Below are 22,160 nucleotides of genomic sequence, written 5' to 3' on the forward strand. Positions count from 1 at the left end.
ATGCGCGTACTGATCGTGGAGGACGAGCCCTACCTGGCCGAGGCCGTCCGTGACGGCCTGCGGCTGGAGGCGATCGCCGCCGACATCGCCGGCGACGGCGACACCGCCCTGGAACTGCTCAGCGTCAACTCCTACGACCTCGCGGTCCTCGACCGCGACATCCCCGGCCCCTCCGGGGACGAGGTCGCCCGGCAGATCGTCGCGTCCGGCAGCGGCATCCCGATCCTCATGCTCACCGCTGCCGACCGGATCGACGACAAGGTCTCCGGGTTCGGGCTCGGCGCCGACGACTACCTCACCAAGCCGTTCGAGCTGCGGGAGCTCGTCCTGCGGCTGAGGGCGCTCGACCGCAGGCGCGCGCACACCCGGCCCCCGGTCCGCGAGATCGCGGGCCTGCGGCTGGACCCCTTCCGCCGGGAGGTCTTCCGCGACGGACGCTACGTCGCGCTCACCCGCAAGCAGTTCGCCGTGCTGGAGGTCCTCGTCGCCGCCGAGGGCGGGGTCGTCAGCGCCGAGGAGCTGCTGACGCGGGCCTGGGACGAGAACGCCGACCCTCTCACCAACGCCGTGCGCATCACCGTCTCCGCACTGCGCAAACGGCTCGGCGAACCGTGGATCATCGCGACGGTGCCCGGCGTCGGCTACCGGATCGACACCGGCTCCGAGTCCACCCGTCCCGGCCGTACGCATGCCTAGACGCCCAGGGCTCAGCGCCCGGCTGAAACTCGCCGTCAGCTACGCCGGATTCCTCGCCGTCGCCGGCGCGCTCCTGCTGACCGTGGTGTGGATGTTCCTGCTGCGCTACGTGCCCGACAACTCCCGCGGCCTGCTCGGGATCTCGCCCAACCGGTACCTCCTCGTGCACACCTTCGCCCCCGCCGCGGCCGTGGCGATGGCCTTCCTGCTCGTCTTCGGCCTGCTGGGAGGCTGGCTCCTCGCCGGGCGGATGCTGGCACCGCTCACACGGATCACCGACGCGGCACGGACCGCCGGGACGGGGTCGCTTTCCCACCGGATCCGCATGAAGGGCCGCCAGGACGAATTCCGTGAACTGTCCGACGCGTTCGACTCGATGCTGGAACAGCTCGAGTCCCACGTAGCCGAGCAGCAGAGGTTCGCCGCGAACGCCTCCCACGAGCTGCGCACCCCGCTGGCGATCTCGCGCACGCTCCTCGACGTCGCCCGCAAGGACCCCACGCGCGACCGGGGCGAACTCATCGAGCGCCTGCACGCGGTCAACACGCGGGCGATCGACCTCACCGAGGCCCTCCTGCTGCTCAGCCGCGGCGACAGCGGCACCTTCACCCGCGAGAGCGTCGATCTCTCCCTCACCGCCGAAGAGGCCGCCGAGACCCTGCTCCCCCTCGCCGAACGACGCCGGATCACGCTCGACGTCTCCGGCGGGGCGGCCCGGACCAGCGGATCCGGGGAGCTCCTGCTGCAGATGGTGATGAACCTCGTCCAGAACGCCATCGTGCACAACCTCCCAACGGGCGGCACCGTGACGGTCCGCACCGAGGCACACGCTGACGCGAGTGTGCTGCGGGTCGAGAACACGGGCCGCCGGCTCGCCGCGGAACTCGTCCCGACCCTCACCGAGCCCTTTCAGCGCGGAACGCAGCGCGTCCGCACCGACGAGCACGCCGGCGTCGGCCTCGGGCTGGCCATCGTGCGCAGCATCGTCCGCGCCCACGGCGGGACCCTCGACCTCGTCCCCCGGCCCGCCGGCGGGCTCCTCGTCACGGTCCGGCTTCCGGCCATGCCGTAGGCCTCGCGCGGGCGGGACGGACTACCAGGCGCCGTGGTGGGCCAGGCCCAGGATCAGGGCGGCTGCCGCGGTGGCCAGGAACACGATCGCGCCCACGATGTCACGGGAGCCCACCCGCAGGTGGGCGATGATCGCGCCGATGAAGTACAGCACGAGACCGGATGCGGCGAGGGTGCCCGCAAGGGGCACGGCGAGACCGGCCGGCAGGCCCACGGCGCCCAGTGCGAGCAGCGTGCCCAGCACCGGCACCCACGTGCGGGGCAGGCCCTTCATGTCCGCCTGGGCCTTGGGGTATTCATGGCCGATCAGGTAGGTGACGGCAGCGGCGCCATTGAAGACCGCGCCGAGGACGACGACCGTGACGTAGGCGGCGAACACGCTTCTCCGCTTCTGTGGGAACGGGACACTGCCGCTCGGCTCCCCGTGTGCGGATGCCGTTCTCCCGGCACGACGACTCGGCGGCACTCGATGGGTGGCATCGACGGCCCACCGAGTGTGCCACCGATCTCCCCCACCCGATAGCCGTCGGCTCGGCTCCGGGTACGCGAACGCCCGCCGGGCAGGGGCCCGGCGGGCGTGGCGTGGCCGGAGCCGGAGAGGTCAGGGCTGGAGCCACCAGGGGCTCGAGTAGGCGACGCCCAGGTCGTTGCAGGCGTGGCCGGCGGGACCGGGCTGGGCGTTGGGCTGTGAGGGGTCGGAGACACGCAGGACGACCCAGTTGCCGTCCGCGACGTCGAGCGGCACGGTGAACTCGGCCAGGCCGCCGGACGCGGTCGGGACGACGTCGACCACGGTCGGCGCGTTGGAACCGGGGCGCAGGACCTGGACGTTGAGCGACTTGCCGGCCCAGTCGGGGCCGCGGTCGAGGTCGACGGCGAAGCGGACGTCGCCCGCGGCGAGCGACAGCACGCCGCCCATCTGGACGCCGTTCGCGGTCGCGTCGAGGCGCAGTCCGGAGTACCGGGTGGCGAAGAAGCGGCGGGCGCGCATGGCTTCGAGCACACCGGCGCGGGTGTTCTCGGTGACCCAGAGGCCGGCGCGGCCGACGCCCTCGGCCTTGCCCCACTCGGTGCCGTGGTGGTCGCTGACGCCCGTGACGCCGGTGCGCCAGCCCGCGTTCAGAACGGCGTTGAGGTGGGAGGACTTGCGGTCGGACCAGCCGTCGAAGAGGTAGTCGTCGCCGCGGTTGAACATCTCGACGCTGACCATCTTGTCGCGTACCGCGGCCGAGTAGGAGAAGTCGTTGAAGCGCCCGATCTCACGGCCCGGGTGGTTGAAGCCGGCGACGGCGTCGCGGCCGCCGATCCAGTTGTAGAGGGAGCCCATCGAACCGGCCCCGCCGAGGTCGACGAACTGGTCGGTGAACCAGACGTTGGCGTGGCCGAGGAGCGGATGCGACCACTCGAAGCCCCGGATCGCCGTGTAGCTGCCCGGATCGTTGGCGGCGTCCGCGAGCTGCCGGGTGCGGTCCCACTCGCCCTTGGACAGGCCGTTGATCGCGAGGAGGGTGGTGTGGTCGGTGAGGGCCGCCACGTCGAGCCCCGCGTCGCGCATGGAGGCGAACGCGAGGGCCGGGTCGCCGTCGCCGTCCGACATCAGCGTGTGGTTGTGCAGGTCGGCGTGGACGAGTCCGCTCCCCTGGGTGACCCGTGAGGCGCGGGAGGCGCCGGCCCGGCTCGTGGCGGGGGTGTCCGCAGCGGTGCGGGTGTCGGCCGCCTGGGCGGTGCCGGGCATGGAGGCGGCGATCAGCAGACCGCCCGCGCCGGCGAGGAGGGAACGCCGGCTGGGTCCGTGAGAGTGCGTGTGCGCCGTGTGGGCGTGGGGTTCACTCATGACCGCCATGACAGCAGCTTGGCAGGAGCATGCCTAAAATTTGGGGTTCCCGAGGGGTGAACGCCACGCGCCCGCCCGATGCTCGCCCTACGTGCCGGCGCCGATGTCGTCCTGGCGGGCCACGAACCGTGTCGTGCCGTCCTGGACGTGGTACAGGAACCAGCCGCCGTCCGGGGTGGTCCGCAGGTACTGGGACTGGCTCTCGTAGCTGTAGCGGCGGGTGACGCCCTGCCAGGGGGCGCGTAGGAGTTCCGCGCGCAGCGACTCGCGCCGTCCGTCGCCGCCCGGCGCGGCGAGTCCGTGGGCGGCGAAGCGGACGGCGTCGTACGCCTCCGCCGCCCAGGGCCCCGGCGTGCCGCCGTGGCGGGCCCGGTACGCGGTCGCGAACGCCCGCAGCCGGGGGTCGGCGCCCGCGTCGGCGTACCCGGTGCCGATCCACCACCCCTCGCCTTCGCGCAGGAAGGACGCGGACAGCACGTACTCGTCCGCGGCGCGGACGCCCCTGTGGTCGGCGGCCCGCAGCGCCTTGGCGCAGGCCGCGGCGCGGGACGGGGTGATGCCCGCGAACAGGACGGCGTCGTCCGGGCGGGCGGCGATGGCCTGCGCGGCGGCAGTGAAGCCCTCGTCGGCGGCGACCTGCACGACGTCGACACGGCCGTTCAGATTGCCGTGGACGGTGACGATCCGGACGGTGGGCAGCCCCTCCTCCTCGTCCGCGAGGTCGTGCACCACGACCGTGCGCGACGGGCGGACGACCCGGTTCAGGTAGCGCACCACGGCACCGGGACCGGCGGTGCGGGTGGAGCGCAGCAGCAGCGCGCTGGTGCTCTGGACGACGTTGAGCTGCGTGGTGTCGGCGCGGGTCACCAGCAGGCAGACGCCCGCCTTGGTGCACACCGGCACGGCGGCGGGCACGGCCTGGTTGGTGCCCGCGCCGATCACCGCGTGCACGTCGGGGTCGCCCGCGAGCCGGGCGGCACCGGCGGCGGAACCGGCCGCGGTGCCCAGGTCGTCGACGGCGCGCAGCGCGAGGTCGAAGGCCCGGTCCGCCCGGCTGTTGTGCTCGGCGACCGCGATCCCCGCTCCTCGTTCCTGGGACCGGACGACCTCGGTGGAACGGTCGCCCAGGAGGCCGATGACGCGGGTGGGCAGCGTCCGCCTCCCCGTCCCGCCCCCGGCGTGCGGGCGCCCCCACCGCCACCAGGCGGTGCCGCCGCCGATCGCGCCGACGCCGAGCGCGGCCGACACGGCGAGCAGGCGCCGCCGGGACGTCGCGGGCGGAGGGTCCGGGACAGGGGCGGCGGGCAGCGCGGTCGGCTCCGGCACCGGCAGGTCGAGGACGCGGCCGGCGCGCTCGGCGACCACAGCGGGCAGTCCCCCGGGCAGCCACGACCGGGAGTCGAACGCACCGAAGAGCTCGCGCAGCCCGGCCACGGTGGGACGTTCGTCCGCGCTCTTGGCGAGGCAGGACCGCAGCAGGGCGTCGAGTTCCGGGGGCAGGCCGGCCAGGTCGGGTTCCTCGTGCACGGTCCGGTACAGCACGGCCGCGGCTCCACCGGCACCGAACGGGGGGCGTCCGGTGAGGGCGTGGACCAGCACGCAGCCCAGGGAGAAGACGTCGCCGGCGGGTCCCACCGTCGTCCCCCGGGCCTGCTCCGGGGAGAGATAGCCGGGAGAGCCGATGACGGAGCCGTCCGCGGTGAGCGCCGTCGCACCCACCGCCAGCGCGATGCCGAAGTCGATCAGGCGCGGTCCGTCGGCGGCGAGCAGGACGTTGGCCGGTTTCATGTCCCGGTGGACCAGGCCGGCGCGATGGACGTCGTCCAGGGCCGCGGCCAGCGCGGCCGCCAGCGTGCGTACCTGGGGCAGCGGCCAGGGTCCGTGCAGGGCGAGGGCCTCGGACAGCGGCAGACCGGGGACGTAGGCGGTGGCCAGCCAAGGTGAGCGCGCCTCCGCGTCGGCCGTGAGCACGGGCACCGTCCACCGGCTCGACAGACGGGTCGCCAGCTCCGTCTCACGGCGGAAGCGCGCCAGGAAGTCCGGGTCCTCGGCGTACTCCGAGCGGATCACCTTCAGCGCGACCCACGCGCCGTGCGGAGACCGCGCCAGATACACGACTCCCATGCCGCCGGCCCCGAGCCGCGCCACGAGTCGGTGCCCACCGACCCACGACGGGTCGGTGGCCAGCAGCTGATCCATGGTCCTACTGGTTCCCCTGGCTCGGCAGGATCGGCCCCACCTGGCGGAAGCGCCCGCCGCGTACCTGGTGGACGTACGTCTCACTGCCCATGTTCTGCGCCGTGACGGCGTACTGGTGGTACTCGCTGAAGGCGTAGGTGCGCGCGACACCGTGGTACGTGGCCTTCTGGAGCCGCGCGGCGAGCGCGGGCCGGGCCGGACGCCCGCCTCCGGAGGGCACCGTACGGGCGAACTCCCGCAGCACCATGCGGACGCTGTCGTACGCCTCGGTGGCGTACGGCTCCGGGGTGCTCCCGTAGCGCGCCCGCCAGGCGGCCGTGAAGCGGGTGGCCTCCTTCGTCCTGAGCACGGCCGGGTCGACGGCGGGGGTGACGACGTACCAGCCCTCGCCCGCGGCGCCCGCGAGGCGCGGGAAGTCCGATCCGTACAAGAGGTGGGACATCCACCGGGGGCCGGTGAAGCCCGCCCGGGCGAGTTGCCCGGCCGCGCGCACGGTCGCCTCCAGGGGCGCCAGGTACACGAAGTCCTGGACACCGCGCGACAGCAGTTCGCGCACGGCCGCCGGGCCGTCGTCGGTGTCCTCGGCGACGACCCGGGGCAGCACCTCGGCTCCGAGGGTCTGCCGCCACGAGGTCACCACGACGTTGCCCTGGTCGTGCATGATCGACCCGCCGGCCCGGTCGATGACGACCCCGGCCCGGCCCACCTGCCCGGACGCCAGCGCGCTCAGCGCGATCGCCGTGCCACCCGCCTCGTGGGGCGCGCCGGTCTGGAAGGTGACCGTCGGGGACGACACGAAGAAGTCGCTCTGCCCGGTGGTGCTGGAGACGTTGGTCAGGTTCGCGGCCGCGTAGACCCGCGAGGCCGCCCGCATGGACACCTCGCCGGTCGGCCCGAACACGGCGAACACGTCGCGGTCGGCGGCGAATTCGTGGGCGACCGAGGTGGCCCCGTCGACGGTCCCGTCGTCGTCGCGGACACGGGTCCGCACGGTGAAGGCGCTGCCGGCGGCGGCGTTGTGCTCGGCGACGGCCAATTGCGCGGCCCGCTCGCAGGCCTTGCCGAGGTTCGCGTCCGGTCCGGTGCGGGTCACCTGCACGCCGAGCACGTACGTGGGCTCGGCGGCCGACTTCGCCTCGCCGCCGGTGTGGTCGGTGTCGCGGCCCGCGGCCCACAGCGCCGCGCCCGAGGCGCCGCCCGCCAGCAGCACCGCCCCTCCGGCCACCAGCAGACGGCGGCGCGACGTGAGGCGCTTGCGCGGTCGCGAGGCGTCGCCGGGCTCGTCCACCACGGTGGGTTCGATGTCCGGCAGGGCGAGGCTCTCGGCGGAACGTTCCGCGACCGTGCGGGCCACCGGGTCCGGCAGCCAGGCCGAGGGAGCTGCGGGGGCGTCCTCGGCGAGCCGGGCCCGCAGTTCCTCCGGTGCGGGCCGGGCCCGCGGGTCCTTGGCGAGGCAGGCGTCCAGGACCGCGCGCAGCTCGCCCGACACACCGTCGAGGTCGGGCTCGTCGTGCACGGTGCGGTACAGCAGGGCATCAGGGGTGCCGCTGCCGAACGGGGTCCGGCCCGTCGCGGCGTACGCCAGGACACAGCCCAGCGCGAACACGTCGCTCGCGGGGCCGGCCTGCTCTCCCCGGGCCTGCTCGGGGGCGAGGAAGCCGGGCGTGCCGATCACCAGGCCAGAGGCGGTGAGCGCCGTGTCGTCGGCGGCCCTCGCGATCCCGAAGTCGATCAGACGGGGGCCGTTCACGGCCAGCAGGACGTTGCCCGGCTTCACGTCACGGTGCACCAGTCCGGCGTCGTGCACGGCCCCCAGCGCCTCCGCCAGCAGCGTTCCCAGGACCCGCACCGCGGACGGCGGCAGCGGGCCGTGCTCCCCGACCGCCTCACCGAGCGAGGGACCGGCGACGAACGCGGTCGCCAGCCACGGCTCGGGCGCCGTGGCGTCCGCCCCGAGCACCCGGACCACCCAGGGGCTCTCGACCCGTCCCGCGAGCTCCGCCTCCCGGGCGAACCGGACGCGGAACTCCTCGTCGGCCGCGCTCTCCGCCCGGATGACCTTCACGGCGGCCAGCGCACCGGCCTCGGAGCGCCCCAGGTAGACGACGCCCATACCGCCGGCCCCGAGCCGCCGCAGCAGCCGGAAGCCCCCCACGGCCAAGGGGTCGGAAGGCCGCATCGCCTCACTCATCGCCCGCGCCCTCCGCGTCGCCACTGGGCACCTGGGCGCCCTTCGCCTCACCACTGGGCGCCTGCGTGCCCTGCGCCTGCCTGCCCAGACGGTCGATGTCGGCGGTGACGTATCCGACACCCGCCAGGGCCTGCTCGGTGACGGCCGTCTTCTCCTCCTCCGTGCCGCCGGGGGCGTGCCGTACGGTCGCGGCCACGGTCACCGGGCCGAGGCGGTGCTTGAACCAGTCGAAGCGACGGGGGGTCCCGTCGCCGTCCGCGACGTACTCGCCGAACTCGGTGAGGTTGTCGTCGGACGTGGCCGTGCGCTGCTCGGTGAACGGGTCGCCGCGCGAGGCCATGTGCTGCACCCGCTCCGTGGCGGTCAGTTGCTGCGTCGGGCAGCGCAGGGGTTCCTCGAGGGAGACGGCCATGTCCCTGCGCGCCGCGACCACCGAGGCGTGCACGGTGACCGTCAGAGACAGGTAGGCCGGCCCCTTTCCGCCGGCGGCCGGCCGGACGAAGGCGCGCGTCAGACTGGCCAGCACGGTGGGTGCGAGCGACTCGCGCCGCCAGATGCAATCGTCGCCGAGCACCGTCCAGGTGGCCGGCCCGGTCTCGTACGGGTCCCGCCTGCGGTATCCGGACCCGAAGTAGTCCGGCCGCACCGTGAGCCCGCGGACGAAGTCGGCCGCGGCGGACCGGGTCTTCGGTGCCACGCTCTCGGCCAGGGTCAACGGCTCGTTCGCCGGTGTCGCCGACGGGGACGGGCTGCCACTGCTCCGGCCGCTCGCGGAGGCTCCCGGTAACGAGACCGTGCCCTCGTCCGTCGGGACCCCGCCCGTGCAGCCCGCCAGCAGCAGTGCCCCTGCCGCCGCGAGCAGCACCGGCTCACGTCTGTTCACCCGTACCCGCCCCCATCATGCTCGCCGTGCTCTCGTCCACCGGTCATCGCTTGCCGCACGCATGTGCCATCATGCGCCAACTGGGCTGATCCAGCTACGCGTTGGGCTGAACAGTGACCGCTCGAGCACCACTGGGGAACACGGGATCCCCCCCCGATGCGGGGATCAGACCCGGGCTGCCGGCCGGTCCTCCCACGCCTGCTCCAGCGCCCGGGCGAACAGCTCCACCGGCTGCAGGCCCGTGACGCCGTACTTCCGGTCGAGGACGAAGAACGGCACACCTCCCGCGCCGAGTTCGGCCGCGAGCCGCTCGTCGGACCGGACGTCCTCGGCGTACGCGTCGGGGTCGCCGAGCACCGCGCGCGCCTCTGCGGCGTCCAGCCCCACCTCGACGGCGAGGGCGACGAGGGTCTCGGTGTCGTGGACGGAGCGCTCGTCCGCGAAGTTGACCTCGAAGGCGAGGTCCCGCAGCTCGGCCTGGCGGCCGCGGGCCATGGCGAAGTGCAGGAGGCGGTGGAGGTCGAAGGTGTTGCCCTCCACACGGCCGCCGATCCGGAAGCCCAGCCCCTCGGCGCGCGCCTCGGACGCGGCCTGCTCCTCCCGGGCGATCTGCTGCTCGCGGGTGCGCCCGTACCGGGCCGCCACCGCGTCGATGATGGGGGTCGCGCGGTTCTCGGCGTCCGGGTTGAGCTCGAACGACCGGTGCACCACCTCGACCTCGTCGCGGTGCTCGAAGCCTGCGAGGGCCCGCTCGAAGCGGGCGTTGCCGATGTAGCACCAGGGGCAGGCGATGTCGGTCCAGATCTCGACGCGCATGTGTCCGTGTCTCCATGAGTAGACGTTCAGTCCACTACAAAATAGACGACCGATCGACTAGCACCAAACAAGGGTGTCGCGCGCGACCCACGCCCCGGGCCGTACGAAAAAAATAACGAGCAGTTCGACATATTCGGGATGAGCCTCCCGATGTGACGCGTTCTATGGGAAAGCGTCAAACGCCGATTCCCGATTACCTCCTGGTGATCCCCTAAACGGCACCCGGCGCCAGACAGGGCACTGGACTTCCAGCCCCCGTCCCCCATTGAGGTGTCATTCGTGCAATCGATCCGCCTTGGCAAACGCTTCGCCGTTCTCGTCCTCTCCGTTGTCCTGTTCTCCGGCCTCCAGGCCGCCCTGGCCGTGGCGCACGTCTACGTCATGGGACTGCCCGAGTACTCCGTGCTGATCCCCGTGGTGGCCGGCGCCCTGCTCCCGTTGCGGCAGACGGTGATCGTGGGCGTACTCAACCTCGCGGCCGTCTCCGCGGTCTACGGGATCCTCCGCCCGGACCTCGGTGCCGACAGCCGGATCACAGTCGTCGCGGCAATCGCGGCCGCGGTGGGTATCAGCGCGGCCGTCTGCCGTGTCCGCGTCGCCGGCGAGAGGCGGCTCGAACGGCTGATGATCGCCCGTGACCGGTTGAGCCTGCTGAGCGAGGCCGGCAGCCGGATAGGCAGCACCCTGAGCGTGACCCGGACCGCCGAGGAACTGGCCGACGTGGCGGTTCGCGGTTTCGCGGACGACGCCACCGTGGACATCTTCGACTGGGTGCTGCGCGGCGTGGACGACCCCACCGGGGCCGCCGGGCCCCGGCTGGGCGACGTCACGCTGCGCCGCACGGCCCGGCGCTCGGGCTCGGCCGACCCCCAGGCGCCCGCGCGGCCGGGCGAGGCCGTCACCTATCCGCAAGGGTCGGCACCGGCCCTCGCCCTGAGGACGGGCGAACCCATGCCGGCGCGGATCCCCGGTCCCGCCGACGCCGTCGGCGGCGGCGCGGAGGCGGCACACTCCACCCTGGCGGTCCCCCTGCGCGCCAGGGGAGTGACCGTCGGCGTCGCGCTCTTCTCGCGCTCCGGGCAGCGGGCCGCCTTCGACGCCGACGACGTACTGCTGGCCCGGGAGATCGGGGCACGGGCCGCCGTGTACGTGGACAATGCGCGTCGCTACACCCGCGAACGCAACACGTCCCTGGCACTCCAGCAGAGCCTCCTGCCGCAGGTGGCCGCCCAGCAGCCGGCGGTGTCGGCCGCCACCCGGTACATCGCCGCGGACTCATGCGCAGGAGTGGGCGGCGACTGGTACGACGTCATCCCGCTCTCGGGAGCCCGGGTCGCCCTGGTGGTGGGCGACGTGGTCGGGCACGGCCTGCACGCCTCGGCGACGATGGGGCGGCTGCGCGCCGCGGTGCGCACCCTCGCCGACATCGACCTGCCGCCCGACGAACTGCTCACCCACATCGACGACCTGATCATCCGGCTCGGCACGGACATGGAACGCGTGCAGGCGGACGACAACGGCGCACCCCAGGCCGGCGAGCTCGCCGCGACCTGCCTGTACATGATCTACGACCCGGTCTCGCGCGTCTGCACGGCCGCCAGCGCCGGCCATCCCCCGCCGGCCCTGGTACGTCCGGGCTCGCCGGCCGAGTATCTCGACATCCCCGCCGGTCCCCCGCTGGGCGTGGGCGGACTCCCCTTCGAGACGGCCGAACTGCACGTCCCCGAGGGAAGCCTGCTCGCCCTCTACACCGACGGTCTCGTCGAGTCCGCGAGGGACGGGCTGGACGAAGGACTCGAACGGCTGCGGAAAGCCCTGTCCGAGCCGAGCCCCTCCCTGGAGGACACCTGCGACCACGTCCTGAACCTGCTGGTGGACGTGGACTCGAAGGACGACGTCGCCCTCGTCATCGCCCGCACCCGGGAACTCGACGGCGAACAGGTCGCCGACTGGGAGGTGCCTCCGGATCTCGCCGAGGTCGCACACGTCCGCGACCTCGCCTCGCGCCGGCTGGCGAGCTGGGGCCTGGAGGACATGGCGTTCACCACCGAGGTCGTCATCAGCGAGCTGGTCACCAACGCCATCCGCTACGGCGTGGGGCCCGTGCAACTGCGCCTGATCCGGCAGGACACCCTGATCCTCGAAGTGTCGGACGGCAGCAACACCGCTCCCCATCTGCGCAGGGCCCGGGTGTTCGACGAAGGAGGGCGCGGGCTGTTCATCGTGGCGCACCTCGCCGAACGCTGGGGCACCAGGCAACGGCCCGACGGAAAGACCATCTGGGCCGAACTGGCCCTCTAGAAAGGCCGTGCCATGCACAGCGACTCGAACACGGCGCGCGACGACGCACGGCCGGCGATCTCCCCGACCGCCACGGCGATCGTGGACCTGCTCAACTCCCGGCCGCACGGCACCACCCCCGCGCTGCCCGAGGCGCTGGGGACGCACCGGGCGGCGGGCATCATCCTGCGCCCGTTCGGGCACCCCGACACGGCGGTGCCGTCCGCGGAACGGATCGCCGAGGTCCGCTCCCTGCGCGACCTCCTCATGCGGATGGTGGTCTCACGGGACAGCGAGGAGGCGGCGCCGGTCCGGGCTCAGCTCACGGAGCGCGCCGCCGCCGTCACGCTGCGGCCGGCGTTCGTCGCGCCAGGACAGGTACGCCTGCGGCAAGTGGACGGCGACCCCGTGATCGGCGGCATCTTCCTCGCGGTGGCCAGGCTCATGGGCGACGGCACCTGGCCGCGCATCCGCGCCTGCGGCAACGAGCTGTGCACGCACGTCTTCTACGACACCACGCGCAGCGGCACCCGGCGCTGGCACGCGTACGAGTCGTGCGGCAACAGGCGCAACGTCGCCGCCTTCCGCGCACGTTCGAAGGCCCGGCCGGGTGACTGAACACCCCGCGCACAGCAGACGCGGCGCAGGGCCGGCGCGTCCACGGCCCGGTCGCCCCTCAGCTCTGCGCGATACGCACCTCGACCTGGCCGTCGGGCGATATCCGGCACTCGAAGCGGGGCTGCGGCGCGGTCGCGGGGCCCTGGACGTTCATGCCGTCCGAGAGCCGGAACTGGCTGCCGTGCCAAGGGCATTCGAGGCAGCCCTCGAGGACCTTGCCCTCGTGCAGGGGGCCGTCCATGTGGCTGCAGCGGTCGGCCAGGGCGTAGAGCCGGCCGTCGTCCTCGTGCACCACGACGACCGCCACCTCGTCGGCCATGCGCCGCACCGGCTCGCCGACCGGGAACTCCTCCGGCACCCCGATGCGGTGCCAGCCGGGCTCGACCAGTACGGACACCGCCTCCGCGTGGTTGACGCCGGCGCCCTGCCGGTACGCGAGATGGCCGCCGAGCACGCCGCCCACCGTGGCGATGGTCATGCCGCCGAAGCCCAGTGCCTTGCCGAGGAAGGGGCGTCCCTTGATCCGGGCCGTCAACGAGCCGGCGTACGCCGTGACGGCCGCGAGGTTGGCCACCGCGTGCACCAGGCCCACGCGGGCCTGCCGGGGACGCTGCTCCGCCCAGTCCACCCATCCGGCCAGGGCCGCGGGCCCGGCGGAGACCAGGCCCACCGCCACCAGCCGGCGGGCGGCGCGGCTCTCGCCGGGGAGCAGGTCGAGGATCCCGGCGGAGGTCCAGGCCCCGATCGGTATCTGCACCAGGACCGGGTGCAGCGGGTGGCCGAGCCACAGGCCGCGCAGCGCGTCCCGCCCCCGGCCCAGTGGAAGGGCCCGTACGGCCTTGCGGACGATCCCGGCCGGGCCGTCCAGCCACGTCCCTTCCTCGAGGGTGTCCACCGCGCGCGGGAGCACACCGCCCGGGGTGCCTCGCGTTGTCGTCGTCAGCGTTGTCGGCGTCGTCGGCCTCATAGGGAGCGGCCTTCCTCTGTGGTCCGGGACGGGCCCGGCGTCGGGTCGCGCAGGGACGAGCGTCCGCTGCGCCATGCGCTCAGCAGGTGGTCCTCCAGGCGTTGTTCGAGCAGTCCGGTGGCGCGCACCCCGAACACGGCGTCCGGTGTGAGCGCGGGTTCGCGCGCCAGCAGGTCACCGACGACGTCGCGGCGCATGACCTGCTCGTGCACCGCGTCGGCCTCGATGTGCTCGCTGTAGAAGTGCCGGCACGCGGGACCGCCGTCGCCGAGGCGGTCCAGCGCCCGCACCATGCGGCGGGCGCTCGGCGCGGTGGAGATCTCCCCCGCGGCGAAGTGCCCGACGAGCGCGCCGCGCAGCCGGCGGTGCAGGCCCAGGTGGGACATCAGATTGACGGTGGCCAGCGTGACCGCGGGGACCGAGTCCACGTAGTGGCCGTAGGCCGGGTCCAGATCCGCGTCGCGCAGCAGGTCGGCGAAGAGCTGTGCGTGCACGCGCTCGGCACGTCCGCTGCCGAACTCGTCGTACTCGACGGCGACCAGCGCTGCCTTGGCGCGGCCGGTCAGCCGCGGGATCACCCAGGCCTGCGGATCGGCCTCCTTGAGCTGGTACACCGACCGGTGGACGAAGTACTCGCGCATCTGCTGCCATGTGCCGTCGTCGCGCAAGTGGTGGGAGACGCCGTGTCCGTCCACGGGCTCGGTCAGGAGCGCGTCCAGCTCCGCTTCGAGCGCCGGGCGGTCGTCGGCGCCTGCCGTGTCCGCCCGCAGCGCGCTCTCGAAGACGGCTTCCATGCCGGCGCGCAGTCGCAGCAGGGAGGGATCCCATTCCCAGGCGGGGTCGACGCCGGCGAGTCCGCGGTAGTGCAGTTCGTAGCAGACGTGGAGGGCCAGGTGCAGGTCCTCGCCGTAAGGGTGCGCCCGCTCGACCGCCGCGCCCGGGTCGGGCAGCGGGGCGGCGGGCGGCCCCGCGGTCAGCGCGTCCAGGACGGCCGCGGACAACGGCCCGCGTGCGGCAGGGGCCGCGGGTTCGTTCCTCAGGTCGGGGGCGATGGTCATGACGCGCCTCCCCTCGCTCCGCCGGGTCGGGCCACGGGGACGCCTGCCCAGGGCCCGGCGCTCCATGCGGGACGCGCGGCCCGGGCCGCGGCATCGGCCGCGCGGAAATGGAGGCGGCGGGCGCGGCCGCCGTGCACCGGGACCCCCGCGACCTGCCGGCCCGTCTCGACACCGATCCCCTGTGGCGTCGACCGCCGCGTCGCAGGCAGCACGTTTGATCGCGAACGTCTGGGTAGTGGCGCTTTATGCGGCTTTTGTGCCCACCGGGGGTCTACCGGCCACAGGACGACACGCTCCTGCTGAGGGACGCGCTCAGGCGTGAGCCCCTGCCGGACGGCATCGCCGTGCTCGATCTGGGGACCGGCTCCGGCGTGCTCGCCCTGGCCGCCGCCGAGCGCGGTGGCGCGCAGGTGACCGCCGTCGACGCCTCCGTCGGTGCCGTGTGCACGACGTGGTGCAACGCGCGCCTGAACGGGCTGCGCGTCAGGGTGCTGCGGGGCGACCTCACCGAGCCCGTCGCCGGCCGTCGCTTCGGTCTGGTCGTGGCCAACCCGCCGTACGTGCCGTCACCGCGGGCCGGGCTGCCCCGCCGTGGCCGCACCCTGGCCTGGGACGCGGGGCCCGAGGGCCGGGCGCTGCTCGACCGGATCTGCGCGGAGGTACCGCCGATGCTGGCACCGGGCGGGGTGCTGCTGCTGGTGCACTCCGGGCTGTGCGGTGTGGAACGCACCCTGATCCGCCTGCGCCGTGCCGGGCTGCGCGCGGTCGTCACCGAACGCCGCTGCGTCGCGTTCGGGCCGGTGCTGCGCCGCCGTGCCCGCTGGCTGGAGTCCCGGGGGCTGATCGCGCCCGGCGAGGAGAAGGAAGAGCTGGTGGTGGTCCGTGGCGAACGCGAACGGTGAACCGTCCCCGACCCGCGTGACGCTCACCGCGGACGGCCCGATCCTGATCGAGGGTCCCGTGGAGGTGGTCCTCGACGACGGCCGGGTCGTGCGTTCCGACCGGTTCGTGGTGGCCGTCTGCGCGTGCCGCCGCAGTCGCAGCTACCCCTGGTGCGACACCAGCCATCGCCGCCGCGCCGGACGTCCCGGAGCGGACGGGACGGGGGCGGCCGCGGGCCGTTCGGGCCCCTCGTAGGGAGCCGACCGGAACGGGACGGTCGCGTCGCGGGTCCCCACGACGCGACCGTCCCCGACCGCACAGGTCACGTGGTGCGGCGGGCCACCGTGAAGTGGTCGATGCGCTGCCCCGTCTCGGCGATCGCGGAGACGGTCAGCTTCGCCTCGTGCCCGGAGCGGGCCGGCTCGACGTCCACGGAGATGAACGAGTAACCGGTGTAGCGGACCCGCGACCAGTGCACGGTGTCCACGACCTGGCCGCCGCCCTTGGCCGAGTGCCAGGTCGGGACCGGGTCGACCTCGTTCTCGTGGCCCTCGTAGCTGTCCGCGACCGGGAAGCTGTACAGGCTGCGGCCGGCGCCGCCCGCGGTGATGTAGACCGTGCCGTCGGTGGCGGGGCGCGTGGTGTCGCCGATCCGCACCTGGTGCGACACCGCGCCCTTGCGGATCGCGTCGGTCCGCTCGTAGACGTGGTTGTGGCCGTTGATCACCAGGTCGACCTGGTGCTTCTCGAAGATCGGCACCCACTCCGCCTGCACACCGCCGTCGGAGGCGTGGTTGTTGGTGGTGGAGTAGGCGCAGTGGTGGAAGAACACCACCAGGAAGTCGATGCCGCGCTGCTTGCGGTAGCCGGCCAGGGTGCGGTCCAGCCACGCGGTCTGCTTGCCGCCGGTGATCCCGTAGTTGGCCGGGATCTCGTAGGACACGTCGTTGGCGTCCAGCGCGATCACCGCGGTGTTGCCGTAGACGAAGGAGTAGGCGCCCGGCTGGGTCTCCGGGGCGTGGCCGGTCGCGGGGAGCGTCCAGCGGGCCTCCTGGCCGCCGTAGCCGTTCGGCGAGTACCAGGCCTCCATGTCGTGGTTGCCGGTCGTCACCATCCACGGCACGCGCGAGGCGACGGACTCGGTCTGCGCGAGGAACTGGTCCCAGGTGCGGGCGTCGTAGTCGGCCGAGTCGCTCTGCTGGCCGGAGCCGTCCGGGTCGGCGTAGCAGATGTCGCCGGCGTGCAGGTGGAAGGCCGGGTTCCGGGCCAGGATCAGCGAGTCGTTGGCCAGGGCGTGGTAGCTGACGCCCTGGTCGCCGAAGGCGGTGAAGGTGAAGCGCTCGTTGTGGGCGGGCGCGGTGGTGAAGGAACCTATGGTGGCGAAGGCCGCGGCGCCGGCCGGGTCGAAGCCGTCGTGACCCACGCCGTAGTAGTAGGTCGTGCCCGGGCGCAGACCGTGGACCTGGGCGTGCAGGTAGTACTGGTCGACCGGCGGCAGCTTGCTGTTGAGCAGCTGCGGGGTGTGCAGGTCGCGGACCTCGGCCTCGATCTTGTGGCTGAGCGACCACGGCTGCAGGCCGATCCGGACGAACGGCTTGCGGACCGCCAGCGGGACCTGCCAGGAAATGGTGAACTGCGTCTTCGGGTCGGCGCCGAACTGCAGGTGCCGACCGAACGGGGCGACCAGCGCGCCGTCCACGTGGCCGGTGGCCGGCTTGGTCAGCAGCGAGGGGGTCGGGGCCTGTGCCCGCGCGACCCCGCCGAGCATTCCGGACGCGGCGACGGCGCCGGCGCCGGCGATCCCGCCGAGCACCACGCGACGCCGCGTCACCTTCGAGCGCAAGTACTCGTGCTGCTCCGCCATGCTCATCTTCGCGGCGAGCCCGGCATCGATACCCATGTGAGGTGTCTCCATGCCGCGCAATTTCGCACCGTCCGGGGTCAAAGGCCCGACCTGACAATGAACGGTCCGTGGCTGCCGGTTCTGGCTTGTGTCAAGAATTGCCAATGGTCGTCCATTGTCCGGAAGATCACACGCACCCCGGACGCCCGCGGCTTTTACGGACCTTCGACCCGGGACCTTTGGCCGGCGTGGTCGATGTGAGGACTTTCACACACCATGTCCGCTTGGCTCACAAGGCGTTCATAGCAGCCCAATTGACATCCCGAGTGGGGAATTAATCAGGGATGCACCTTTCATGGCCGCTTGGCGGGAGTTACCTTCGTGCGAAGTACGTGTGTTCGCCATCGGCTCGATCCGGGAGGTGGGAGTGTCCGCTGGGAGGTCTTCGCACTTCATGCACAATCTCGCGGGTTCCTGGGACCACACCTCGTGGTCCCTCGGTCATTTGCACTGGTACGGAGTGGCCGTCGGTTCCCTCCTCGCCCTCAAGCTGCTGCTGTCCATACGCCGGCGCCGCCGTCCGGAGCTGACGTTCGACGAACCGGCCGGCCGCCTTCGCATCCACGGAGTGGTCACCGCATACAACGAGGCCCCCGCGATGCTCCGCCGCTGCCTGGAGTCGCTCCTCGCGCAGACCCTCACGCCGCACTCCCTGACCGTCGTCGACGACTGCTCCTCGGACCACTCGGCCGGCGCCCTGGTCGAGGAGATGCGTCCCCAGTTCCAGCGCGCCGGGGTGCGCCTGGACTTCATCCGCTTCCCCGCCAACCGCGGCAAGCGTCACGGCCTCGCCGCGGGCTTCGGGCAGGAACCGCACGCGGACGTGTACCTGTGCGTCGACTCCGACACCGTGCTCGACCAGCACGCCGTCGCCGAGCTCGCCGAGCCCTTCTCCAAGCGCCGTGTGCAGTGCGTCACCGGGCTGGTGCTCGCGCACAACCGCGACACGAACCTCCTCACCCGTCTCATCGACATGCGCTACGTCAACGCCTTCCTCGGGGAGCGGGTGGCGTACTCACGACTCGGCTCGGTGCTGTGCGCCTGCGGGTCGCTGGCGATGTACCGGGGGTGGGTCGTCCGCAAGCACCTGGACGACTTCCTCGACCAGCGTTTCCTCGGCCGCCCCGCGACCTTCGGCGACGACCGCCGGCTGACGTACTACTGCCTCACCGAGGGCCTGTCCCTCATCCAGCCCTCCGCGGTCGGCTACACCGACGTACCCGAGCGCCTCGGCCACTACGTCCGCCAGCAGATCCGCTGGGGCAAGTCGTTCATCCGCGAGGGCTCGCTGCTCCTCGGCAAGTTCCGTCTGCGACGCATGTACTGGTGGCTCAACCTGGTCGAGCTCGCCAGTTGGGTGGCCTTCACCGGCGCGCTGTTCGCCTCGCTCGTCGCGATCCTCATGAACCCGCACGGCTGGACCCTGCTGGCCGGCTACGTCGCCTACATGTGCGTCATGGCCTGGGTCCGCTCCGTCCACTACCTGCGCGGCGCCGCGCAGGTGGGCATCGTCGACCGCGTGCTGACCTTCCTCGCCGCCCCGCTGTACGCGCTGCTCAACCTCGGGCTGCTGCTGCCGCTCCGGCTGTGGTCGCTGGCCACCCTGCGGAGCACGAACTGGGGCACCCGCGCCAAGATCGAGGTCGGCGGCGTCGGAGCCGACGCCCCCGATGTGACCGCCCCCCAGCCGGCGCCGCAGGCCGCCGTCCCGGAACAGCGGTGGACCACCGCCGAGGACTCCTGGAGCCTGCCCGCCCCGGGCCGCGCCTCCTAGCCCGCGCGGGCCCGCCGCCCGGCCACAGAGACCGACGAACGCACCGCATGCCCTCGGCATCGCCCCTCCACCGAGCTAGGAGCCTCCGTGGGTTCTGCCCGCCCCTCCACTGGTTCCGGCCGCCCCGGCCGTCCCACCCGTCCGACGCGCCCCACCCGTCCCGTGGATGCCGGCCGACGGAGTCCGCGCCGGCGTGCGTGGGGAGTGGTGAAGCTCCTGCTGCTGGTGGTCGTTGTGGCCGCGGGCGGCACGGCGCTCTACCCCGTGTGGAGTGACGCGCACCAGCCGCCCCCCGAGCTGACCGTCCGGTACAAGGCGGGCGCGCCGGCGACCGCCGCGGCGGCACGACCGTGGCTGGAGATCGTGAACACCTCCGACCACCGGGTGAGCCTGGGCGACGTGGCCCTGCGGTACTACTACACGGCGGACGGTCCCTCCCCGTACGCGTTCAACTGCGTCCAGGCCTCGACGGGCTGCTCCGACATCGTCGGGAAGTCCGTCGCGATGGACACCCCCAGCCCCACCGCCGACCACTACCTGGAGATCACCTTCACGAAGGCCGCGGGCACGCTGGCCCCGGGCGCGAAGAGCGGGGCCATCGGGCTGCAGTTGTACCGCCCGGACGGCGGGAAGCTGAACCAGAGCAACGACCGCTCCTTCAGCCCCGCCCACGACACCTTCCAGGCGTCGAAGCTGGTGACCGGGTACGTGGACGGCAGGCACGTCTGGGGCGACGAACCCGACGGCGGTGCCGCCGACTCGTCGGCGTCCCCGTCCTCGGCCGCGTCCCCGTCCGCTGCGGCGTCCGCGTCAGCCCGGGGCTCCGCCGCCCCCGCCGTCCGGCCCGCGCCTCCGTCCGGGATCATGTTCGACGACTTCCACTACAGCGGCCCCGGCGACCCGGCGCTCCACGCGCACGGCTGGCTGGTCCGCACCAGCGAGGGCGGCCCCGGGATCCGGAACACCTGGTCGGCCGGCGGCGTCAGCTTCCCCGCCGACAAGGACGCACTGGGCGGCCAGGTCCTGCAACTGCGGGCCACGACCGACGGGACGCGGCAGGGCACCACCCAGGCCGAGGTGCACACCACCGGCATGAAGTTCGTGACGGGGACCTACGCCGCCCGTATCCACTTCAACGACCGCCCCACGAGCGGCGCCAACGGCGACCACATCAACGAGAGCTTCTACATGATCTCTCCGCACCACCGCGCCCGGTACAGCGAGCTCGACAACGAGTACCAGCCCAACGGGGGCTGGGGCGCCCCGGGGCCGAGGCTCGACACGACGACCTGGCGCAGCGCCGTGGAGGGCGACCGGGTCACCCGCGCCACCGACTCCAGCCTCGACGGATGGCACACGATGGTGACGACGGCCGCGCATGGGGTCGTCACCTACAGCATCGACGGGAAGGTCCTGTACCGCACCAGCGGCGGGTACTACCCGACCGAGAACATGTCGGTGAACTTCAACACCTGGTTCGTGGACCTGCCGTTCACCGGGAAACGCACCTGGGACATGCAGGTCGCCTGGTTCTACCACAACGCCGAGCGGGCCCAGTCCCTGCCGGAGGTGCAGAAGGCCGTGAGCGGCCTCGCCGGCAGCGGGACGAGCTATGTGAACACCCTCGGGACGCCCTGAGCGGACCCCGCCGCCCCGCGGGCCGCCGAATGTGACGCGGACCACTGAGCGGGCATCGAACTTCTCCCCGCCTCCCGCGTCCTGTCGGCGACACCGCACCACCGGGCGCCCGGCACGCCGCGCCCGGGCCACCCGAGGAGACGCCATGTCCGACACCCACGACACCTCCGGGACCTCCGCGACCGCACCCGGCTCGCCGACCGTCGACCCGCTCGCCCTTCCCGCCCTGCTGCGGCCCGCCATCGAGGCCGCGAGTGAGGAGGCCGACCGCCGGGCCTACGTCCCCGCGGAGCTGTACGGGGCGCTCCGCGACGCGGGAGCGTTCCGCCTGCTCACCCCCAGGGAACTCGGCGGATCGCAGACGCCGCTGACCACGGTGCTGAAGGTGTACGAGGAGTTCGGCCGCATCGACGCCTCCGTGGCGTGGCTGGTCTGGAACGCCAACTTCGGCTTCGTGGGGGCGCTGCTGGACGAGTCCGCGACGGAACGGATCTGGGGCCGGGGGCACGAGCCCGCCTTCGCCAACTCCGGGATGCCCGGGGCGGCCGTTCCCGCCGAGGGCGGCTACCGGGTCTCCGGCCACTGGAGGATCGTCAGCGGCATCAACGCGGCCCAGTGGCTGGTGGCGGTCGTCGTCGTGATGGAGGACGGCGCACCGCGCACGACCGCCGCGGGCACGCCCGACGTACAGCTGTGCGTGCTCAGCCGGGACCAGTGGTCGGTGAAGGAGACCTGGGACGTCAGCGGCATGCGCGGCACCGGCAGCAATGACGTGGTGGTCGAGGACGCCCTCGTCCCCGCCGACTTCCTCTCGCCCCTGGACGCGCCCCTCAGGATCGACGAGCCGCTGTACCGGGGCTTCCTTCCCGCGCTGGTGCTGCCCGGCTGCACCGCGATCGTCCTCGGCGTCGCGCAGGCGGCCCTCGACGAGACGGTCGCGCTCGTGCTGACCAAGAAGAACGCCACGGGCGCGACGTTGGCGGAGTCCCCGCGCACCCAGTACCTCCTGGCCGACTCCGAGGCGGCGCTCCAGGCCGTCCGGCTGCTGCTGACCTCCGCCGCGCAGGCCCTGCAGGACGCGGCCGAGCGCGGGGACACCCCCACGCTCGAGCAGCGGGCCGCCCTGCGCGCCGCCATGACGCACACCGCGCAGGTGAGCCGCCGGACCCTGGTGGCGCTCTACGAACTGGCCGGTTCCACCCCGCTCTACCGCGGGAACCGGATGGAGCGCCTCTTCCGCGACGGCATGGCCGCACTCCAGCACGCCAACCACTCCGCGCTCCCCATGGAGGCCGCGGGCCGCGTCCGCCTGGGCATGGACCCCGGACTCGGCCTGTTCTGACGCCCCGT

Annotated in this window: 18 protein-coding genes; 9 read left to right on the forward strand and 9 right to left on the reverse strand. The window is 73.0% G+C overall.

From position 1 onward, the window contains the following. Both ACFYXS_RS32430 and ACFYXS_RS32435 read left to right on the forward strand, forming a co-directional pair. Positions 1 to 696 (forward strand): response regulator transcription factor, encoded by a 696-nt coding sequence (locus ACFYXS_RS32430; RefSeq protein WP_389254658.1) that lies wholly within the window; start codon positions 1 to 3, stop codon positions 694 to 696. Then, complete coding sequence (locus tag ACFYXS_RS32435) at positions 689 to 1,768, forward strand: sensor histidine kinase (protein WP_389254660.1); 1,080 nt, start codon at positions 689 to 691, stop codon at positions 1,766 to 1,768. The genes ACFYXS_RS32430 and ACFYXS_RS32435 overlap by 8 nt, the downstream gene beginning before the upstream one ends. A gap of 21 nt (positions 1,769 to 1,789) precedes the next feature. On the opposite strand, the gene ACFYXS_RS32440 is transcribed toward ACFYXS_RS32435, so the two are convergent. The 6 genes from ACFYXS_RS32440 to ACFYXS_RS32465 all read right to left on the reverse strand — a co-directional run bounded on the left by ACFYXS_RS32440 (position 1,790) and on the right by ACFYXS_RS32465 (position 9,690). Beyond that, positions 1,790 to 2,146 (reverse strand): DoxX family protein, encoded by a 357-nt coding sequence (locus ACFYXS_RS32440; protein WP_389254662.1) that lies wholly within the window; start codon positions 2,144 to 2,146, stop codon positions 1,790 to 1,792. 222 nt (positions 2,147 to 2,368) lie between these two features. Next, the gene (locus ACFYXS_RS32445; protein WP_389254664.1) at positions 2,369 to 3,601 is read right to left on the reverse strand and encodes a CehA/McbA family metallohydrolase; all 1,233 of its coding nucleotides are present in this window, start codon (positions 3,599 to 3,601) and stop codon (positions 2,369 to 2,371) included. Between the two features lie 87 nt (positions 3,602 to 3,688). Continuing rightward, complete coding sequence (locus tag ACFYXS_RS32450; protein WP_389254666.1) at positions 3,689 to 5,800, reverse strand: protein kinase; 2,112 nt, start codon at positions 5,798 to 5,800, stop codon at positions 3,689 to 3,691. Positions 5,801 to 5,804: 4 nt separating this feature from the next. Beyond that, positions 5,805 to 7,991, reverse strand: coding sequence for a bifunctional serine/threonine-protein kinase/ABC transporter substrate-binding protein (locus tag ACFYXS_RS32455; RefSeq protein WP_389254668.1), 2,187 nt, complete (start codon positions 7,989 to 7,991; stop codon positions 5,805 to 5,807). Further along, entirely contained in the window at positions 7,984 to 8,874 is an 891-nt protein-coding gene (locus tag ACFYXS_RS32460) for a hypothetical protein (protein WP_389254670.1), read from the reverse strand. The genes ACFYXS_RS32455 and ACFYXS_RS32460 overlap by 8 nt, the downstream gene beginning before the upstream one ends. A gap of 165 nt (positions 8,875 to 9,039) precedes the next feature. Beyond that, positions 9,040 to 9,690, reverse strand: a complete 651-nt coding sequence (locus ACFYXS_RS32465; protein ID WP_389254672.1) for a DsbA family oxidoreductase — start codon at positions 9,688 to 9,690, stop codon at positions 9,040 to 9,042. Positions 9,691 to 9,969: 279 nt separating this feature from the next. Between ACFYXS_RS32465 and ACFYXS_RS32470 the strand changes: the two genes are divergently transcribed. Both ACFYXS_RS32470 and ACFYXS_RS32475 read left to right on the forward strand, forming a co-directional pair. Next, the gene (locus ACFYXS_RS32470; protein ID WP_389254674.1) at positions 9,970 to 11,991 is read left to right on the forward strand and encodes a SpoIIE family protein phosphatase; all 2,022 of its coding nucleotides are present in this window, start codon (positions 9,970 to 9,972) and stop codon (positions 11,989 to 11,991) included. A gap of 12 nt (positions 11,992 to 12,003) precedes the next feature. Continuing rightward, the gene (locus ACFYXS_RS32475; protein WP_389254676.1) at positions 12,004 to 12,588 is read left to right on the forward strand and encodes a CGNR zinc finger domain-containing protein; all 585 of its coding nucleotides are present in this window, start codon (positions 12,004 to 12,006) and stop codon (positions 12,586 to 12,588) included. A 58-nt stretch (positions 12,589 to 12,646) separates the two neighbouring features. On the opposite strand, the gene ACFYXS_RS32480 is transcribed toward ACFYXS_RS32475, so the two are convergent. Together ACFYXS_RS32480 and ACFYXS_RS32485 are read right to left on the reverse strand one after the other, a co-directional pair. Further along, positions 12,647 to 13,555, reverse strand: coding sequence for a Rieske 2Fe-2S domain-containing protein (locus ACFYXS_RS32480; protein WP_389254678.1), 909 nt, complete (start codon positions 13,553 to 13,555; stop codon positions 12,647 to 12,649). Further along, positions 13,552 to 14,613, reverse strand: coding sequence for an iron-containing redox enzyme family protein (locus tag ACFYXS_RS32485; RefSeq protein WP_389254680.1), 1,062 nt, complete (start codon positions 14,611 to 14,613; stop codon positions 13,552 to 13,554). Before ACFYXS_RS32485 ends, ACFYXS_RS32480 begins: the two co-directional genes overlap by 4 nt. A gap of 245 nt (positions 14,614 to 14,858) precedes the next feature. Between ACFYXS_RS32485 and ACFYXS_RS32490 the strand changes: the two genes are divergently transcribed. Then, the gene (locus tag ACFYXS_RS32490; protein WP_389254682.1) at positions 14,859 to 15,515 is read left to right on the forward strand and encodes a HemK2/MTQ2 family protein methyltransferase; all 657 of its coding nucleotides are present in this window, start codon (positions 14,859 to 14,861) and stop codon (positions 15,513 to 15,515) included. Further along, on the forward strand, positions 15,496 to 15,750 hold the full coding sequence (locus ACFYXS_RS32495) for a CDGSH iron-sulfur domain-containing protein (protein ID WP_389254684.1): 255 nt from the start codon (positions 15,496 to 15,498) through the stop codon (positions 15,748 to 15,750). The genes ACFYXS_RS32490 and ACFYXS_RS32495 overlap by 20 nt, the downstream gene beginning before the upstream one ends. Before the next feature lie 67 nt (positions 15,751 to 15,817). On the opposite strand, the gene ACFYXS_RS32500 is transcribed toward ACFYXS_RS32495, so the two are convergent. Next, entirely contained in the window at positions 15,818 to 17,410 is a 1,593-nt protein-coding gene (locus ACFYXS_RS32500) for a purple acid phosphatase family protein (RefSeq protein WP_389254686.1), read from the reverse strand. A gap of 382 nt (positions 17,411 to 17,792) precedes the next feature. Here ACFYXS_RS32500 and ACFYXS_RS32505 point away from each other — a divergent pair, with 382 nt between their 5' ends. The 3 genes from ACFYXS_RS32505 (at position 17,793) to ACFYXS_RS32515 (ending at position 22,152) form a co-directional block, all read left to right on the forward strand. Beyond that, the gene (locus ACFYXS_RS32505) at positions 17,793 to 19,172 is read left to right on the forward strand and encodes a glycosyltransferase family 2 protein (RefSeq protein WP_389254688.1); all 1,380 of its coding nucleotides are present in this window, start codon (positions 17,793 to 17,795) and stop codon (positions 19,170 to 19,172) included. A gap of 207 nt (positions 19,173 to 19,379) precedes the next feature. After that, positions 19,380 to 20,810: a cellulose binding domain-containing protein gene (locus ACFYXS_RS32510; protein WP_389254690.1), complete on the forward strand. Its 1,431-nt coding sequence runs from the start codon at positions 19,380 to 19,382 to the stop codon at positions 20,808 to 20,810. 145 nt (positions 20,811 to 20,955) lie between these two features. Beyond that, positions 20,956 to 22,152: an acyl-CoA dehydrogenase family protein gene (locus ACFYXS_RS32515; RefSeq protein ID WP_389254692.1), complete on the forward strand. Its 1,197-nt coding sequence runs from the start codon at positions 20,956 to 20,958 to the stop codon at positions 22,150 to 22,152. Positions 22,153 to 22,160: the final 8 nt, after the last annotated feature.

This window comes from Streptomyces sp. NPDC002574 (assembly GCF_042889545.1).
GTDB lineage: Bacteria > Actinomycetota > Actinomycetes > Streptomycetales > Streptomycetaceae > Actinacidiphila.